Annotated in this window: 11 protein-coding genes and 5 pseudogenes; 10 read left to right on the plus strand and 6 right to left on the minus strand. The window is 60.7% G+C overall.

What is annotated here, in order from left to right; all coding sequences use genetic code 11:
- Positions 1-6 precede the first annotated feature (6 nt).
- Entirely contained in the window at positions 7-222 is a 216-nt protein-coding gene (locus IPJ87_01450) for a hypothetical protein (protein ID MBK7940543.1), read from the minus strand.
- Between the two features lie 1,265 nt (positions 223-1,487).
- Between IPJ87_01450 and IPJ87_01455 the strand changes: the two genes are divergently transcribed.
- From IPJ87_01455 to IPJ87_01465, 3 genes are all read left to right on the plus strand, one after another.
- Positions 1,488-1,985, plus strand: a complete 498-nt coding sequence (locus IPJ87_01455) for a hypothetical protein (GenBank protein MBK7940544.1) — start codon at positions 1,488-1,490, stop codon at positions 1,983-1,985.
- 761 nt (positions 1,986-2,746) lie between these two features.
- Entirely contained in the window at positions 2,747-3,004 is a 258-nt protein-coding gene (locus tag IPJ87_01460) for a DUF2807 domain-containing protein (protein ID MBK7940545.1), read from the plus strand.
- A 46-nt stretch (positions 3,005-3,050) separates the two neighbouring features.
- Entirely contained in the window at positions 3,051-3,245 is a 195-nt protein-coding gene (locus IPJ87_01465) for a hypothetical protein (GenBank protein MBK7940546.1), read from the plus strand.
- A gap of 296 nt (positions 3,246-3,541) precedes the next feature.
- Here IPJ87_01465 and IPJ87_01470 read toward each other — a convergent pair whose 3' ends face one another.
- From IPJ87_01470 to acs, 4 genes and pseudogenes are all read right to left on the minus strand, one after another.
- Positions 3,542-3,697, minus strand: a complete 156-nt coding sequence (locus IPJ87_01470) for a hypothetical protein (protein MBK7940547.1) — start codon at positions 3,695-3,697, stop codon at positions 3,542-3,544.
- Between the two features lie 114 nt (positions 3,698-3,811).
- A complete protein-coding gene (locus tag IPJ87_01475) occupies positions 3,812-4,132 on the minus strand; it encodes a nucleotidyltransferase domain-containing protein (protein MBK7940548.1) in 321 nt (106 codons plus the stop codon).
- A gap of 1,122 nt (positions 4,133-5,254) precedes the next feature.
- Complete coding sequence (locus IPJ87_01480) at positions 5,255-5,506, minus strand: PIN domain-containing protein (GenBank protein MBK7940549.1); 252 nt, start codon at positions 5,504-5,506, stop codon at positions 5,255-5,257.
- Between the two features lie 243 nt (positions 5,507-5,749).
- A pseudogene (gene acs / locus IPJ87_01485) lies at positions 5,750-7,647 on the minus strand (acetate--CoA ligase).
- A gap of 138 nt (positions 7,648-7,785) precedes the next feature.
- Between acs and IPJ87_01490 the strand changes: the two are divergent.
- Both IPJ87_01490 and IPJ87_01495 read left to right on the plus strand, forming a co-directional pair.
- Positions 7,786-7,980: a hypothetical protein gene (locus IPJ87_01490; protein MBK7940550.1), complete on the plus strand. Its 195-nt coding sequence runs from the start codon at positions 7,786-7,788 to the stop codon at positions 7,978-7,980.
- Positions 7,971-8,381 carry a hypothetical protein gene (locus tag IPJ87_01495; protein ID MBK7940551.1) on the plus strand — a complete coding sequence of 137 codons (411 nt, stop codon included), beginning with the start codon at positions 7,971-7,973 and terminating at the stop codon, positions 8,379-8,381. Before IPJ87_01490 ends, IPJ87_01495 begins: the two co-directional genes overlap by 10 nt.
- Before the next feature lie 216 nt (positions 8,382-8,597).
- On the opposite strand, the gene IPJ87_01500 is transcribed toward IPJ87_01495, so the two are convergent.
- The gene (locus tag IPJ87_01500) at positions 8,598-9,302 is read right to left on the minus strand and encodes a hypothetical protein (GenBank protein MBK7940552.1); all 705 of its coding nucleotides are present in this window, start codon (positions 9,300-9,302) and stop codon (positions 8,598-8,600) included.
- A 347-nt stretch (positions 9,303-9,649) separates the two neighbouring features.
- Between IPJ87_01500 and IPJ87_01505 the strand changes: the two are divergent.
- From IPJ87_01505 to IPJ87_01525, 5 genes and pseudogenes are all read left to right on the plus strand, one after another.
- Positions 9,650-10,777 (plus strand): annotated as a pseudogene (locus IPJ87_01505) (beta-lactamase family protein).
- Between the two features lie 1,012 nt (positions 10,778-11,789).
- A pseudogene (locus IPJ87_01510) lies at positions 11,790-14,006 on the plus strand (methylmalonyl-CoA mutase family protein).
- A gap of 72 nt (positions 14,007-14,078) precedes the next feature.
- A pseudogene (locus tag IPJ87_01515) lies at positions 14,079-14,423 on the plus strand (endonuclease domain-containing protein).
- A 129-nt stretch (positions 14,424-14,552) separates the two neighbouring features.
- Positions 14,553-15,773: pseudogene (locus IPJ87_01520) on the plus strand (methylmalonyl-CoA mutase).
- Positions 15,774-16,328: 555 nt separating this feature from the next.
- The gene (locus tag IPJ87_01525) at positions 16,329-18,464 is read left to right on the plus strand and encodes a hypothetical protein (protein MBK7940553.1); all 2,136 of its coding nucleotides are present in this window, start codon (positions 16,329-16,331) and stop codon (positions 18,462-18,464) included.
- Positions 18,465-18,487: the final 23 nt, after the last annotated feature.

An 18,487-nucleotide genomic window follows, 5' to 3' on the forward strand; every position in this document is an offset into this window, starting at 1 on the left:
TGTCGCTCAACTCCGCCCTGTCCTGGTCTGCCCCTTCACCAAACGCTCACGCAGGGCCGAGAGCGCGCGCAGCTTCGGCGAATGCCAGATGCGCCTGTCCGAATTGCAGCCGGGCCTTGCCCCGAACCGGTGGGCGTACAGTGCGATGCGCGGAGCATCCACCGTATTGCTTTTGCCGCGCTGCATCCCAATGCTCAGGCGGATGTCCGTGGCGTGGGCCATCCACCGGGGATACCCCCACTACCACTCAAGGTCTTCACCACGCCATGGCTGTAATGCCCGGTCGGTTCCAGGCACACCATATTCGGGCACCATTGCTTGGGCCCCGCGCCTGGTCCATTTGCGCAACACGGTGCAGCTCGCTGGTGCTGGTCTTCACCCGCTCTTCCTTCACACCACGTTGTCCCGTTCGTCCTGCAGGGCTGCATCCAATGTCGCGCTCGCCCACATCAGACACCTACCTGCCTCATGGTAGCTCTTTTGGGCTGTTCTTCCACTGAACGGGCCAAGCAGGTGTCCGTTGCTTCAGAACTCTAACAGGCCGTTTCTATTTACTATCCTAGAGCCGAGCACACTGTGCATTGAGGAGTCCCAATAGAAATGACAGGGACTTGCTCCCAACCTTCTTGTCCAACTAGTCTCTCCTGCACACTGCCTCGGTTTCTTCGTTAGAACTGTTCCGCCGATAAAGCTTGTAAGCCCAGGTACCTTCGCCCTATCGAACGCGACCTCAAATACGCCGCCATCAGACGTAACCAACGCCGGCGGCTGCTCATCGACTCATCGGATCGAGGAGGACGATACTCAGCAAGACCTCGCTGGTGCGCGTAACATCCGCCTGGGCGAGGACGTGTTCGCGCGGCGCCATCGGGGCCGCCAAGCGCGACTACTTGTTCAAGAGCCTGGAAGGCCTTCCGCCCGCTGATCAACGTGGTGGTGTGGCTCGCTAGCGATGCTGTGCGACCAGCCAGCGGAGGTTCTCCACCAGCAGGGCACCGCCCGCGTAGAGATGGGACCGGCGTGGATATTGAGGTGAACGGCGGGCGCGAGGGAGAGACCTGATCCGCAGCACCTTCTGGTTGCAGGACCTGCTGAAGTGACCGCAGCTACCTCTTCCATCGTTGTGGGCGGTGGGAAGCACCGAGCTCACCTGGCTGGAGAAGGGGCCACCGTCGCGGGAAGACCGCGAGCCTTCAGGTGGCACCGAAACTCATGCTGGCCGGCAAGGTGAAGGAGCACGTGTGGCCGGAGAATTCCTCGACTTCCACGGGCGAACTGCGGCCTAGCACAGGCGACGATGGCAGTAGGGACCGGGGGCAACACTGTGCAGCTTCAAGGAGAACGCAACCGCTATGGGAGGGGCGCAGCGGACCGACATCCAGCGCCACCAGGATCATCACCGCCCTACAGTCTGAGGACCGGGTTCCGGGTAGGCTGCGGGCCGACCCAGCGGACTCATCATCCCGGCGGCGGACATCTTCCTGCGTGTGCTGGATGCGGCGGAGATCGCGGAGATCTTCGTGCCGCAGGTGGGCCTGGCCGATGGCATGGTGTATGACCTGTACATGAAGCAGTACGGACACAAGCGGTATGCGCCGGCGGATCCCTTGGTGTGCCGGCCTGGTCGGCGTTCGGCGCTGGCGGCGGTCCTCCTGCTGTGCACTCGCCGGGAAGGCGGCCCGCGGCCATCGGCCTGCGCGGACACTTCGGCTTCTCTGGCCGCATCGGCCCAGCAGCTGGATCCCGGGTGGGAGGACCACTGCACGGCACCGGAGCTTTTCGTGGAACGGCGGCTGCCGGGTGACCACCCCGGCAGCGGCACCGGGGCCCCTTCCTACGGGTTCGGGCTGATGTACACGGGCCATGGCCAACCCGGAACGCATCGGGGCCGCGCGCTGCGTGTGCGGCCCTACCCGCCCTGCCGTTCACGCACGGTGCCCGCGGCGACCTCGGCATGCGCCTGGGCTGGGGGCTGGGCCTGGTGACGCGACCGTACGACCGAAGGAAGAGAACGCAAGCAGATCGCGATCGGCTCGCGGATCAACACGCTATCCAGCTGATGTTGGCCTACTACCGCCACCGCTCTCGGCCGTACGGAGATTTCGGCGGGGTTTCGGCATCGACCACTGGAGCAATGGTTCGTTCGGCCTGCCCAACCTGGGCTCAACCTGTTGAGCGCAAGCCTGGGCGTGGCGCAGGCATTGGGACCGGTGACGCCTTACGTGCACGCGAAGGATACCGTTCCGCTGGAGCAGCCCGCGGCGCGAGCAAGCGTGGTGGGTCGTTGTTCTGGAGCGAGACCGGACGACCGGAGAACGGCCAGCACAGCGTGTACAGCCCGATCGGGCAGGGTGCAGTGGCGCGACGCGCAAGTCGGCAGTGGCCTCTGGGTGGACGTCTTCAACAGGGGCGCTGCGCAGCGAGCAGGAATCCTTGCGGACAAAGGGCGGTTGGCGCTCGCCACGCAGGCCGGGCTCCATGCAGGCTACGCACTTGACCTCTTCGGGCGTGGCGACGCTTCCTGCACATGGGGCTTACGCATACACCGTGCCCGAGCAGGCCGCAGTGTTCCACGGATGGGCTGTCGCTATCGCATCGGCCGCCACCTGAATGCGCACACGGCGCTGAAGACCACACGCAGTGGCGGATCACGGGAATTTGGATTCGGTTACCGATGGTCGCACGAGCCGAGCGTTTCCCTGTTGTTGCTGTTGCTCGCCTCCCGTGAGGCGAGCAGGGACGATGCGTGACGAGCACAGGACCGGAACGCTTGGAGAACGCGGCCTGGGCTCTTTTCTACTCGGATGCGTCACGGAGGAACCGGATCGACCTCGTCCTGGAGAACAGGGAGTCCGGCACGTTGGTGGTGGAGGGTGGTGCCAACCTGCTTGACCAGGTGGTGACGGAAGTGGAGGCCGGCACGTTGACGGTGCGCAATGAGAACCGGCAACTGGGTGCAGCTTCCGACCGCGCATCACCGTGCGCGTGCCGCTGGAGGCGGTGATGGAACTGGAGCTGCGCGGCACGGGAACGTACATGCAGCGGACACCGTGCGCCAGCAGGTGTTCCGCATCGAGCAGCGCAACGCCCAGGCACGGTGGACCTGCCGCTCGCGGTGGATACCTCACGTGGGCCTGCACACGGGCGCGGGCGATGTGCGGCTGGCGGGCCGCCGCGGCGTGGCCCATCTGTACAGCGGCTTCCTGGGGCCCATCGACGCCGGCGCACTGGCGGGCAGGAGGTGAACGTGAACAACAGCGGCGTGGCCGACATCATCTGCCGGGCGCAGCAACGGTTGAACGCAGCTCTTCGATGGGCGACGTGCGGTACTACGGTGACCCGGTGCGGCCACGGTGATCGGAAGCGGGTCGGTGCGGTTGGGGCCGTAGCCGTAGCGCCTCACACCCGCCCCGCCTCGATCTCTCCACCACCGCGGGTCCAGAAGCGTGAGGTGTCCCCAAGCCTCCCAGTTCGTTCTCCGCCACCTTCCGCAGGATGCGCCGCGTAAGATCTTTGCCACTGCATGTCTTGGGCAACCCGCTCACGAATGGATCCTGTCCGGCTTAGCGATGCGGCCGATGCTGACCACCACGGCCATCACCGACTTCGCTCCTCTGCCAGTTTCCAGCGGACCAAGGTGATTCCGGAGATCGCCCATTACGGTCATGTCGTCCGTGGCATCGTACGAATGCACCAAGCGGTTCCGGAAGGCGCGGATCTTCGGCGTCCTCGATCGGGTCGTCCGGGTCGAGCAGCATCAGCTTGTAGACGGCCTCGCCAATGATGATCAACCTGCGCTCAACAGCGTCCTTCACGGTAATGGAGGCAGCATATTGCTCGTAGGTCGTGATGCCTCGCAAATGGATGTTGATCGCATCCAGAGCGAGGATGATATCAGACCAGTACTTGCGCTTGGCTTCCATCGTACACCAGCACCTTGGTCCGTTCGATCACCCTCGCGCATCACCGGGTTCTTCACCGAGCGCATGGTCAGCAGGTCCACCCGGCGGCCAAAGAAAGCTTCCAGTTTGTCCCACAGGTCCAGCATCAGTTCCCGAAAGTTTTTGGGCGGGTCGCGTGCCTTCAGGTCCACCACCAGGTCCACATCGCTTTTCCGCGTTGAACGGCCCATGAACCGAAGATCCAAAGGCAGCAGCGAGCCACCTGATGCCTTTCGCACAGGCGCTTGAAGCCTTCTGTGTCGCGGGAGATCAGCTCGCGTAACATACTTCAAAGGTAGGCAGGGGATGGAGCATCTCAACCACGAACACATCCCCCATCACGCAGGACAAGCACTTCCGGAAGCTGAAGGGGGGAGGTGGGGGTGAGGGAGGTGTGAGGCAGAACTTGGAAGAACAAGGAATACAGAATGCGGCAAAATGCCAAAACAAGGCCGGACCGATTGAATGACCCATATCCATGATTACCGGTTTTCTTACATGAATCGTATCGTAGCCTTCTTCCTTTGCGTGCTGGGTCTGGGTCCCTTTCCGGCCCACGATGTGGTTCGACCGGGCATCTTATCCATTAAAAATATTAAGGGCGATACCTCGACGAAGCCAGCATGGTGGTGGACCATCAACAAGCTGAGGAGGTATGGCGTTTGGTGTTCACCAACAAGGCCATTAGCCTCTTGTGAATGGTGTATTTCTTCACCTTGGGATCTTGAAGCGAAATGTAAGCACCGGGACCTCCCGATGAATGGAGCGCCAGCTGGATGATTGGTCTCACGGTACTCGACATGACCGAGAAGTCCCCGCCCGGGATGGAAGCGGCGGCTGGCTGAAGGCCCGGACATGCGGACGCGTGGAGCGAGGAGGCGACCGGAGGAAGCCACCGCAGCCCCGCGAACGCAGGCCGGGACAAGGACACCACAGCGGACAGCCCGCCAGGCGGCCCAATGAACTGGCAAACATCTGCAGAGTGATCGCGCCTGACAGGACAAGATGCCTGTCAGACCCGCCCTCCCTTGATCTTTTCCACCACCGCCGGATCCAGCAGGGTAGAGGGTTCCCCAAACTCCCCAGCTCATTCTCCGCCACCTTCCGCAGGATGCGCCGCGCGATCATCCCACTCCGCGTTTTCGGCGAACCGCATGCGAACTGGATCCTTGTCCGGCTTGGCGATGCGGCCGATGATCACGCCAGGTCAGCCCTTCGATATCCTTGAAGTGCTTGGTATCGAGGGTGAGCAGGGGTGGGCAAGGGCCGTTGCCGCGATGACTGATCGGCGAAGTGGATGTCCCGTCCGATGCTCACGATCCAGGAGCTTTGCGAAAGCACACCGATACTTCCATGGTGAAGGGCAGTACATGGAACTTGGTGAGCAGCTCCTTCTTGGTCGCGCTGTATTCCGCCTTGGTGCGGGTACCCGCAAGGACCTCCGCCACGATCGCATCGCAGAGGACGATACCGCTGCCCTCCACGCGTTCCAGGGCCGCCATGGCCTTTGGCTCGCGCCGGAAGCGGCCTATCAGTACGCTGGTATCGATCAGGATCGTTTCCATGCCTTCTCGCGCAGCTCTTCAGCGGTGACCGGGTTGTCCTTCCACAACTCCTCCAAGGTGGCGAAGGGATCCTTCTCCCGCTTGGCCTCCCGTTCCACGAACTCCACGAACAGGGCGCTGATGCTCTTCTTCCGCCTACGGCTGAGTATGGCGCCGTGCGCTTGAACTTCGGTGGACCGAGAGGGTGAGCTTGGTGGTCATGGGATCGTATCGGAGTGCAAGATACGTGATCAGCCGCCGCCCTCACACCCGCCCCCCCTTGATCTCTTCCACCACCGCCGGATCCAGCAGGGTAGAAGTATCCCCCAAGCTCCCCAGCTCGTTCTCCGCCACCTTCCGTAGGATGCGCCGCATGATCTTCCCGCTGCGCGTCTTCGGCAGGCCGGTCACGAACTGGATCTTGTCCGGCTTGGCGATGCGGCCGATGCCGGCCACCACGGCCTCGATGATCTCGCCGCGCATGTTCCCTGCAGCGTTCGCATCATCACAGGGATCGGCTTCTCGCACACCACATAGGCGTAGATGCCCTGTCCTTGATGTCGTGCGGATAGCCCACCACGGCGCTCTCCACCACGCCCTTGGCCTGGTTGATGGCGTTCTCGATCTCGGCCGTGCCGAAGCGGTGGCCGCTCACGTTGATCACATCGTCCACCCGACCGATGATGCGGGTAGCGGCCATCGGCATCGCGCTTAGCGCCGTCGCCGGTGAAGTAGTAGCCTTTGTAACTGCTGAAGTAGGTCTGGCGGCAGCGCTCGTGGTCGCCCCAGGTGGTGCGAAGGATGCTGGGCCAGGGAACTTCATGCACAGCAGGCCTTCCACCTCGTTCCCGGTGATCTCCCCCTTGCCCTCGGGCGTGAGCGCACGGGCTGCACACCGGGCAGCGGCCATGCGGCGTGCGCGGGTTCTCGTCGTTCACCCCGGCCATGGTGCTGATCATGATGGCGCCGGTCTCCGTCTGCCACCACGTGTCCACAATGGGACAGCGGTCCCGCCCACATGGATCTTGTACCAGTTCCACGCCTCTTCGTTGATGGGTTCGCCCACGCTGCCGATCACCCGCAGGCTGTCCAGCGAGTACGCCAGCACGTGGTCCAGACCGGCGCCATCAGGCCGCGGGATGGCGGTGGGCGCGGTGTAGAAGATGTTCACCCCGTGCTTGTCATCACCTGCCAGAAGCGGCCCGCATCGGGGAAGGTGGGCACCCCCTCGAACACCAGCGAGGTGGCGCCGTTCAAGCATAGCCGTAGATGATGTAGCTGTGGCCGGTGATCCAGCCCACATCGGCCGTACACCAACACACGTCGCTCTCCTCGACCTGGAACACGTTAGGAAACTGTATTCGGTGTACACCATGTAACCGCCGCAGGTGTGCACCACGCCTTTGGGCTTGCCGGTGGTGCCGCTGGTGTAAGAGGATGAAGAGGGATCCATCGCGTCCATCACTTCGGCGGGACAGTGCTTGTGCACCTGTGGCAGTTCGTCGTGCAGCCACACATCGCGGCCTTCCTGCATGTCCACGCTCCAGCCCAGTCGCTCGGCCACGATCACCTTTTGCACCGTGGGACAGGTCTCCAGCGCCTCGTCCACCACGCGTTTCACGGGGATCTGCTTGTGCCCGCGGTTCAGGCCGTCGCTGGTCAGCACCATGGTGGCCTCGGCATCCTGGATGCGGTCCGCCAGGCTCGCGCTGCTGAAGCCGCAGAACACCACTGTGGATGGCCCCGATGCGCCGCAGGCCAGCGTGGCGATCACCAGCTCGGGCACCATGGGCATGTAGATGCAGATGCGGTCGCCCTTTTGCGCCGTTGCGCTTCAGGACGTTGGCGTACTGGCACGCGCTCATGCAGGCTCGCGGTAGGTCAGTCGCACGAAGCGCTCCTTCGGGTCGTTCGGCTCCCAGATGATCGCGAGCTTGTTGCCGCGCTGCTTCAGGTGCCGGTCCAGGCAGTTCTCGGTGATGTTGGCTGGCCGCCGATGAACCACTTGACATCGGGCTTCTCGAAGTCCCACTGCAGGGTGCTGTCCCACTTTCGATGCCGGTGAAATGCCCGGCCAGGTCCGCCCAGTACCCTTCGGGGTCGCGGCGGGCTTCGGCGCATGCGTCGTCGTATTCGGCGGGTGCGGATGCGGGGAGGGCCATGGCGGAAAATAGGCGACCCGAAGGAAAGCCCTGCCTTGACGGAAGCCCAAGCCGCCCGCTGGCCTGAACGGATGAATGGTCCAGGTCCTCCACCAAGGCTGGTCACTGCCGGAACAGATGCGGCACCTTTGTCCGGTCATGAGCGACAAGGCGATACGCACCAAGGCGGAAGAGCTGCTGGGCTATGGCCTACCCAAGCAGCAGGTGTTCGACAACCTGATGCTGCAGTTCCCTGAAGCCAAGCCGAAGAAGGTGGCCGAGGTGGTGCGCTACTTGCCCTCGTCGCTGGCCCGTGAACGCTATCGCACCTGCATCTCGCCCTGTTGGGCCTGATCGCGGCATCCGCCTTTCTTCGCCTGGCACGGCCCCTGATGCATGGGGCCATCGGCCTGGACCAGGCCACGTCCTATCTGAGCCTTGTCCCCATCGCCACGTTGTTGATGGGGGTTAGCCTGTACCGCTGGCAGGGGCAGGTCTTTGAATGGGTCGGCTGGGGCAACGTGTTGGGGGCATTGGGCTTGGTGAAGGACCTGAGCCATTTTGTGAAGGACGGCGGCGATCCGTGGACCTTGTCCGGTCGCCTCCTGAGCGTTTCCATTGGCGGGGTTGCCCTCTACCTCGCGTTCCGCGTCTTCACCAAGCCGAAGGTGGAGAAGGACCCGATGGCACGGTCCCCCGGGCGCTTTGTATTCCCTGACGAGGGCTGGGCTGAGCGCGTGGTCCGCCTTCGCTGAGATCCCGGCTCGATGGGGATGCCTCACTCCTTCACCCACATCGTATGGGTCATCAGACCTCGCTCATCGCGCCGGTAATGCGATACACCCCGGCGGGCAGCGCTTCCGTGCTGATCACGGCCAGGCATCGGAGGTATGTTGTTGCAGTACCATGCGGCCGGTGGCATCGAAGAGGGTGATGGTGTGCGGGCCGGGAGGAGATACCCTCGACTCCGCTCAGTGTGAAGTGGGTGGTGCCGGGGTTGGGGGCAAGCAAAGAACACCGCCTGCCCGGCGTTCATGGACCCGAAGTGTAAGACCGCAATCCGTCACGTTCGCGGTTGTGAACGTGATCTCATCATCCGTATAACAGCGCAGTCCGGACCATGGTTGATCGGTAATGAACCATGACCAGCCATCGAGGTAGTTGAACGAAAAGCCCATTCGCTCGCGCAACGTGTCTGGAGGGGCCCATTCCCAGAGCGATCGCTCGATCAGCAATTGGCGAAGGGGAACGCCATCGACGATAACGGTTGAGGTATCAAGCACAGTGAGCCTGGCGTACGGATCATCATTCATGCCTGGTCCGGACCAGAACTGACCGGGTGAGGCGCTGAACCACATCAAGGTGTCGTATTCGCCGGGCCATGCGTTCCAAGTGTACACCACGCCATCGGCGTAGCGCGTGAGCATGGGGTTCGGATAGGTGAAGGAGGTGTATTCGCTGGAGCCCCATGGTGCGATGACATTCGTTTCGCGAAGCTTCTGGGCCACGAAGCCGCCCACCGTCGTGTCCCCCTCATAGACGACACGGGTCACGCCCTGTGCACCGCCGAATAGATAGTCGGCGTAGTTGTGTACCCATGTCGCCCCCGGAGGACACCAGCTCTGAGCGCAGGCCAGCAGCGGAAGAAGAAGCACGGAGAGTAGGGAGGCACGCATATTGAACGAATGTAGGGAGAAGACGGGTGAGGTGGGGGGGCACGCTGCTTTGCACTTCGCGATAATTCGCTGATGCAAGCGCAGAGTTCGAACAGGTAATGAAGAATGCAAAAAAAGTAGAACGCAGAATGGGGCCCAGGACCGCTCGATCCTTCATCCATGTTGAGCCTATCTCACCACCTTGCTCATCGCGCACCGGGATCCGGCAGAGCCCGTGCTGTCTATCTTGTGCTCATGCACCATGCTCTGCGGATCTTAATGGTCGTCTCGATCCTCACACTCCATTCGTGTGGCCAAGACCGTGCACCTGACCCAAGCGATCGGATGCGTCAGGAGTTGAGCGATTCGCTCGAACTCATTTCAAGGAGGCTGATTTCAATGGGTTCGGAGTTGCTGTGGTGGATAGCACCGGCGTGCTGTATGCGAACGGATTCGGCATGGCCGACGTGGCGCGGAAGACCCCATACACTGCGAACACGCGGCAGCCCATCGCCTCCATTTCGAAGACCTTCATCGGCCTCGCGCTGATGAAGGCGCAGGAACTCGGCCTGCTGCACTTGGATGATCCTGTGGCGAAGCACCTGCCGTTCACCGTGGTGAACCCGCACCACCCGAACACGGCGATCACGGTGCGCCATCTGGTGACGCATACCTCGAGCATCACCGACAACCGGGAATACTTGTTCCGAGCGTGGATCCTGCGCGATACCACGGACCTGGCCCGGAACCTGACCCTCGATATCGGTGCGTGTCGGTTCAGTGCGCCGAACACGGCCGTATCGATGGAGGAATTCCTGCGGCGCTACCTGGCGAAGGATGGTGTGTGGTACAGCGACAGTGCATTCGCTGCGACCGGACCCGGGTCCCGGTTCGCTTACTCCAACATCGGCGCCACGCTGGCGGCGCTCATCGTGGAGAAGGCTTCGGGAGTGGCGTTCGACGCGTTCACCCAGCAGCACATCCTGGATCCGTTGGGCATGCGATCATCCACTTGGCATGGCGAACTGCTGCCGGACACCGCGCTATCGTTGTTGTACCGCACGCGTACCGAAACGTTCCCGCGCTACTTCTGCGCCACCTATCCCGATGGCGGCATGGTGACCACCAGCAGCGACTTCGCGCGCTACATGGCGGAGCTGGTGCAAGGCTACCACGGACGCGGGAAGCTGCTGAACAAGGCCTCCTATGCGGAGTACTTCCGCGAGCAACTCGTGGACTCCAACTTCGTGGACCGCGCCACAGGCCCGTTCACCGATGAGCATAACATCGGCATCACCATCGGGTTCAGCTCGGAGGGGTACTTCGGGCACACCGGTGGCGACCCGGGGCTCTTCTCGATGTTCTTCGTGGAGCGCAGCACCGGTCTGGGCCGGTACATGGTGGTGAACACGGACATGGAAGGCTGGGAACACCACAAGCGTGTGTGGGACCTGCTGGGGCGGTATGCCGGCAAGTTTGGCGGCGCCCAGCGATAGAACTACCGCCAGAGCGGGTAGCGATATGTTATTGCGACACGCACTGAGCGCGCACCAGAACGAACTTAAAAGGTCATCCAAAGTGCCGGGCCGGCAGTGAGGAAACTGGGCTTTGAGTCCTGCCAGCCCCCTACCACTTGGATCTGGTAGGGCCCTCGAAAGGAGAACATGCTCAGGCGGATACCGGCATGGAATCGCGACCGGGCGTTAACTGCTAGGCGATACCGAAGCCCGACCTCGGAAAAGAGATCCGGGCGCAAGGGCCCTGCGGTGGTCTCCACGTTACCAAGTATCGCGCCCATCCTGGCGTCGATGGAGGTGCGCAGCCAGATCCCGCGGCTCAAGGAACAGTCATCGCACCATGCGGTAGGGTCTGCGGTGACCTGTATGAACACAGGATACAGGATACGGTCGCCCCACAGGAAGAGACCTCCTCCTAGGCCCAAAGCTCCACGACCCTTGGGAAAGCTCCAATTGACCGCTGCATCCAATTCAAGTCCAAAATCGGACTTGTTGCCGTTCCAATTGTCCGCTTCCACCGGCTCTGTATATACATACGATGGGGAAAGCCCGATGTCGAGGCCAAGTCCCTTCTTGGGCTCTTGTGCCACAACGCTCATGGTTGTGACCAGGCTTGCTACAAGAACCAAAGCCCGCATGACGCTCAAATTTAGATCGAGTACTTATTCCGTAGTTGCCCCCCAAGGGAAGGTCGCGGCAGACGGGTGAATAAGCCTGAGCCTCAGTGCGCACCGCACCGTAACCGCGCCTCCGGTAACTTCGCCCCACTACCGGCCACCAGCCCATCGACATACCAATGACCACTTTCGTTCAAGCTGCCCCTTACGTCCCCAAGAACAAGATCCGTGTTGTAACGGCCGCATCCCTGTTCGATGGTCACGACGCCGCCATCAACATTCCCGCTTAGGCGGGATTTCGCTCCTACGTCGCTCAACATGCTTGACGCATCGACACATCACTAGAACCCACACCTCTCCGGTAACTTCACGCCATGTCAACATTCGTTCAAGCTTCCCCATACGTTCCGAAGAATAAGATCAGGGTGGTGACCGCTGCTTCACTTTTCGATGGGCATGACGCGGCGATCAACATCATGAGGCGGATCATCCAGAGCACCGGCGCCGAGGTGATCCACCTGGGGCACGACCGCAGTGTGGAGGATGTGGTGAACACTGCGATCCAGGAGGATGCGCACGCTATCGCCATGACGAGCTACCAGGGCGGGCACACCGAGTACTTCAAGTACATGCACGACCTGCTCAAAGAGAAGGGCGCGGGTCATATCAAGATCTTCGGCGGCGGCGGCGGGACCATCCTGCCCGAGGAGATCAAGGAGTTGCACGCGTACGGCATCACGCGCTTGTACCATCCGGATGACGGTCGTGCGATGGGCCTGCAGGGCATGATCAACGACATGCTCGAGAAGGCGGACTACGATCTGAGCGATAAAGTCAATGGTGAAGCGAAGAAGCTGACGCCGCAGAACTGGCCGGCCATCGCCAAATTGATCAGCACGGCGGAGAACCATCCGGAGGTGTTCGCCACGATCGCCGACGAGATCCACAAGAAGGCCGAAGCGAGCAAGGCCCCGGTGCTAGGCATCACGGGCACGGGCGGCGCGGGCAAGAGCAGCATGGTGGACGAGCTGATTCGTCGTTTCATCCTGGATCAACCGACGAAGACGATCGGAGTTATTTCCGTGGATCCGAGCAAGCGCAAGACCGGCGGCGCGCTGCTGGGCGACCGCATCCGCATGAACAGCATCCGCGGGGAACGTGTGTACATGCGGAGCCTCGCCACGCGCCAGAGCAACCTCGCCCTGAGCAAGCACGTGAAGGAGGCCGTGAGCATCCTGAAGGCCTCGGGCTTCGACCTGATCATCCTGGAGACCAGCGGCATCGGCCAGAGCGACACCGAGATCCTGGACCACAGCGATGTTTCGCTCTACATCATGACGCCGGAGTTCGGCGCGGCCACGCAGCTGGAGAAGATCGACATGCTCGACTTCGCCGACGTGGTGGCCATCAACAAGTTCGACAAGCGCGGCGCCCTCGATGCCCTGCGCGACGTGAAGAAGCAGTACAAGCGAAACCACAACCTGTGGGACGCCAACGACGATGACCTGCCCGTGGTGGGCACCATCGCCAGCCAGTTCAACGATCCCGGCACCAATAACCTTTACGTGCGCTTGATGGAGACCATCAAGTCCAAGACCGGCGTCGACTTCCACAGCACCTTCCACGCGCACGACGAGATGAGCGAGAAGGTGTGGATCATCCCGCCCGCGAAGAGCAGGTACCTGAGCGAGATCAGCGAGAACAACCGGAGGTATGATGAACGGGTGCGGAAACAGGCCGGTATTGCGGACCAACTGTATGGGTTGTACTCGGCTGTCATCACGTTCGGAGGGCCTGACCTGCTCGAAGCTTCAAGCCTCAAGACTCAAGCTTCAAGCTCGACCCCGAACAAGCTTGAGGCTAGTGGCTTGCAGCTTGAAGCCCTCATTTCGAAGTTCGAGTCCATCAAGAAAGACCTCGACCCCCACCTCTGGTCCATGCTCACCGGCTGGCAGGCTGAAGAGGAGAAGTACAGCGGCGAGTTCTACACCTACCAGGTGCGCGGCAAGGAGATCAAGGTGCCCAACCACACCGAGAGCCTCTCGCATTTGAAGATCCCGAAGGTGGCGCTGCCGAAGTTCAAGAGCTGGGGCGACAAGGTGCGCTGGGCCATGCAGGAGAACACGCCCGGCTTCTTCCCCTACACCGCAGGCATCTACCCCTTCAAGCGCCAGGGCGAGGACCCCGCGCGCATGTTCGCCGGCGAGGGCGGCCCGGAGCGCACCAACAAGCGCTTCCACTACGTGAGCCAGGGCCTGCCCGCCAAGCGCCTCAGCACCGCGTTCGACAGCGTCACGCTCTACGGCAACGACCCCGGCCGACGTCCGGACATCTACGGCAAGGTGGGCAACAGCGGCGTGAGCATCTGCTGCCTGGACGATGCCAAGAAGCTATACAGCGGCTTCGACCTCACCGCGCCCAACACCAGCGTGAGCATGACCATCAACGGTCCCGCGCCCATGCTGCTCGGCTTCTTCATGAACGCCGCGATCGACCAGAATTGCGAGAAGTACATCCGGGAGAACGGACTGCTGGAAGAGGTGGAGAAGAAGATCGCGGAGAAATGGAAAGGGAAGGAGCGGCCGCAATACGCCCTCACCCCTAACCCCTCTCCCAAGGAGAGGGGGATAGAACCCGAGGACGACGACACAGTGCATGCCTATATGACGGCGGACCCTGCAACTGCTGCTAAGCTGATGGTCTACGCCAACAGTATGCGCAAGAGCCCGACCGAAGCCGAAGACAAGCTCTGGCAGGCGATACGCGGCAACGCAACCGGTGGGCGCATCCGCAGGCAACACATCATCGACAACTTCATCGTCGACTTCGTGTCGTTGCCCAAACAATTGGTCATTGAAGTCGATGGCGACATTCACGACCTTCAGAAAGAAGAAGATGCCGTCCGCACCCTGCATCTTACGGAGCGTGGATTCCAGGTCATCCGCTTCCGCAACGAAGAGGTCTTGGCCGATGTCTTCAAAGTGAAGAAGGCCATCGACGACGCACTCAACATGCGCCCCGACTTTTCCCAGCGTGATGCGCATTCCTCCCTCTCCTCGGGAGAGGGCCGGGGTGAGGGGCATTCCTCCAACGCCGCCAGTCAGGGCCCCCCTCTCCTTGGGAGAGGGGCCGGGGGTGAGGGGCATTTACCCGTCGGCAACAACGGCCTAGGCCTCCTCCTTCTCGGAATTACCGGCGACCAAGTCCTCCCCGCCGACGTCTACGAGAAGATCAAAGCCGACACCCTCGCGCAGGTCCGCGGCACCGTGCAGGCCGACATCCTGAAGGAGGACCAGGCGCAGAACACCTGCATCTTCAGCACCGAGTTCGCGCTGCGCTTGATGGGCGACGTGCAGCAGTACTTCATCGACAAGAAGGTCCGCAACTTCTACAGCGTCAGCATCAGCGGCTACCACATCGCGGAGGCCGGCGCCAACCCCATCAGCCAGCTCGCCTTCACCCTGGCCAACGGCTTCACCTACGTGGAGTACTACCTTAGCCGGGGCATGGACATCAACGCCTTCGCGCCCAACCTGAGCTTCTTCTTCAGCAACGGCATGGACCCCGAGTACGCCGTGATGGGCCGCGTGGCGCGCCGCCTCTGGGCCAAAGCGCTCAAGCACCGCTACGGGGCCGACGAGCGCAGCCAGATGCTCAAGTACCACATCCAGACCAGCGGCCGCAGCCTCCACGCGCAGGAGATCGACTTCAACGACATCCGCACCACGCTCCAGGCGCTTTACGCGATCTACGACAACTGCAATAGCCTGCACACCAACGCCTACGACGAGGCCATCACCACGCCCACCGAAGAGAGCGTGCGCCGCGCCATGGCCATCCAGCTCATCATCAACAAAGAGCTCGGCCTGGCCAAGAACGAGAACCCGCTGCAAGGCAGCTTCATCATCGAAGAATTGACGGATCTCGTTGAGGAAGCGGTTTTGACGGAGTTCGATCGGATCACGGAACGTGGTGGTGTCTTGGGCGCGATGGAAACGATGTACCAGCGCAGTCGGATCCAAGAAGAGAGCTTGTACTACGAGACCCTCAAGCACACGGGCGAGTATCCCATCATCGGGGTGAACACCTTCCTATCGAGCAAGGGGTCGCCGACGATCCTGCCGAAAGAAGTCATACGAGCGACGGAGGAAGAGAAGGAGGCACAGATAGCGACTGTGGAGAACTTGAAGCAGGCGTACACGGAAGAGGCGGCGAAGGCGATCAAGGATCTTCAGCAGGCGGCGATCCGGAACGAGAACATGTTCGCTGTTTTGATGGAAGCGACGAAGTACTGTTCGCTGGGGCAACTGACTGCTGCCATGTTTGAAGTTGGGGGGCAGTACCGAAGGAACATGTAGGGTGCTGAAGAAATTCGGGAAACTTTCCTAACCACACGACTGAACATGCTACGCTTTACCTCCCTAGGCCTTCTCGCGGGAAGCTCGCTTCTGCTAAGCATGCAGCCACCAAGTCAATTGGAGGTTGTGGTCGAGCGGAAGTCGGAGGCGACTGGTTGCATTATGGGCTACCTCTTGGTTGATGACGAGGTGGTAGCATACACGCTTGAACTGCCATGGCTGTATAACATCAATGACCTCAGCGCTATTCCAACGGGGTCTTACTCTGGTTTCATTCGGACTGATGGCAAATTGGGGTGGCGAGTAGAATTGTTGAATGTCGCTGGGCGGAAGAATGTGCAGATGCATATCGGGAACTACACGAGACAGACCAAAGGGTGCATTCTGATCGGTACGGGTGCGAGGCTCGAGGGCTGCGCGGTGGAGAATAGTGCTGATGCTCTGGGCAGGGTAAGGGAAAGATTGGAAGCAGCAATCTTCAAGGGAGATATCAACTCAAGTCCCGAGATCGAGTTCATCGTTCGGTAGATCCCGGAAGCAAATCGATCCGTTGCCATGAATGCGAAGGACCAATGCTGGCGTGCCGCTCGATTCAGGGCGCTCTTAGCTGCTGCCCATATTCTCGTGTTCAGTGCGGCAGCATTAGCGCAGGCAGACCGCAGACCTGGTGACTACCTGATGAAGTCGGGATCCGCGTTCACGACCTTCTCCTCAGGGAATGCGGATGTGGCTTGGCTTGCTGGAAACGTGGATCAACGCATTAATTGTCCAGATGGGGTCCGATGGATACCACCTTCGGGACAAGTTTGCTTTACGGTCTATCATCATCTCCAATTGCGGTATTGGTTCCCGATGCCGGACTCAGAACAGGCGAAATTGTCGGCGCGCACCTTAAAGGTACTGCTGGAGGGAATGGGGAAGTGGCCTGATGGGGCAGAGGTCTATCCGATATGCATCGGTCAGGGTCAGGGTGTGGACTGCGATGTCCTGATCAAAGACGGGTTTGCGTACGTGCAAGAGCTGAAGGAAGAGTTGCAAGGCGGCGACCCAGCGATGGACGAGTTGGTGGAAGAGTTCGGGAAGCAGGTGGGGTATCTCGACGGCATGGGTGATCCAACGGGAAACGGTTCCATCGTGGGGACGACAGCTCACATCGGCGAAATGGACAAACTGAACCAGCAATTCAAGAAGGGATGGGATGAACTAATGGGCAAGCAGGGAATGGCTGCGACTATCCAAACGCTTCGGAACCGGCATTTGCCTGAGTCGATGAAACCGAGCGATGGAAAGCCAGACGGGCAACCCGGAGGAAGTGTGGAAAGCAAAGCGAACGCTCAGGCGCGTGAAAGTGGTGTGGATCAGAGTCCGCAGCAGGGTGATCCAAGTAACGACGGAGCCGCTTCAAATGGAACAAGCTCAAAAGACAATCCGGGACCGTTCCACATCAAGCGCCCGTTCAGTCGTTGGTTCAAGACAGTATGGGATATCCTATGTCGATACATAGACCCTGAGAAGAAGACATGCGCCGAGATCGAGAGGGCACTTGCCATCGCATACATGATCATGCCTGAGGTGTTCGACCATGTGGCGAGCTTCCTCGGTCGGCTTCAGGATACCATGACACCGAAGTCGATGGATGATCTGCTCAACAACATGAGCGATCTGTACCAAGAGGCGATCAAGTTCCTTGAGTGCATCCAATCGATTGTTGACTTAATGAACGATCCTCAATTCGCTGAAGCCCTGAAGAACTTCAATTGGAAGGACATCAACATCGAACAAGTGTTGGGTGCTGCAAACAAGGCAGGACTAATTTCCGACAGTAAGCTGGAATGGCTCCGTGCGAATTTCCCGTTGGAGGGACTCACACCTGGAGGTGTTCTCGATCCCAAAGCCTTTGGTCAACGCTTGTTGGACCATGCCGCAGACAAGGCTGCAGAGTTCGCGGAAGAGATCCCCTTCTTTGGACCCAGGCTCGATTGGCAAATGGCGAAACAATGCGCCAAGGATCCGAGCAAGGATTGTATGATGAGGCTGGCCAGGAAGGCAGCTAAAGATGGGGCGCATGAGTTGCTCGAACGGGAGGGGCTGCGCGAAATGCAGGGTGCCGCAGGCCTTTTGATCGATGGCAAGATCAAGGAAGCGGGTGTTGAGGCGCTTATTGTCAACATGCCCGTCACCTGTAAGAATGACGCGCGCAATGCGCTTCTGTCGGGTGATAGCGATGCTTGGGATAAAGTAGCAGACTGTGTGGCCCGGTCACCAGGATACGGAGATTTGATGCCGTTGGTAGATGCGCGAAAGGCAGCTACACAAGCGGCTACAAACCTTCAAGACAGGATGTCAGCTTTGCTCAAGGCCAATGGTGTGCCCGAAGGTGCAGCCGGAAGCCTGCTGCAAGGCAAGGTTGAGGGTTCCCTCGCTTGGATGGCGAGACGCCTGCACTTGTTCTCTCCAGGCGGGAAGGAGCAATTCATTCATGCAGACCTTACCCAAGCAATGCAAGCTGAGCTTTCCGCGCCTAGAACCAATAGCGCAATGCGCGAACGACAGGGCATCGAAAGGTTGCAACACATGGGGAACAGGTTCGAATATGCGTGGGAACTTGCGAAGGCGATCCGGAAGACCGACGCAAGACTTTTGCGAGGGTCAATTACAGACGCACAGCGGTTGCAGAATGCAGTTCGCTAACCAATAGAGCATGCGACGCAGGC

The sequence above is a fragment of the Flavobacteriales bacterium genome (assembly GCA_016713875.1).
Taxonomy (GTDB): Bacteria; Bacteroidota; Bacteroidia; order Flavobacteriales_F; family PHOS-HE28; genus PHOS-HE28.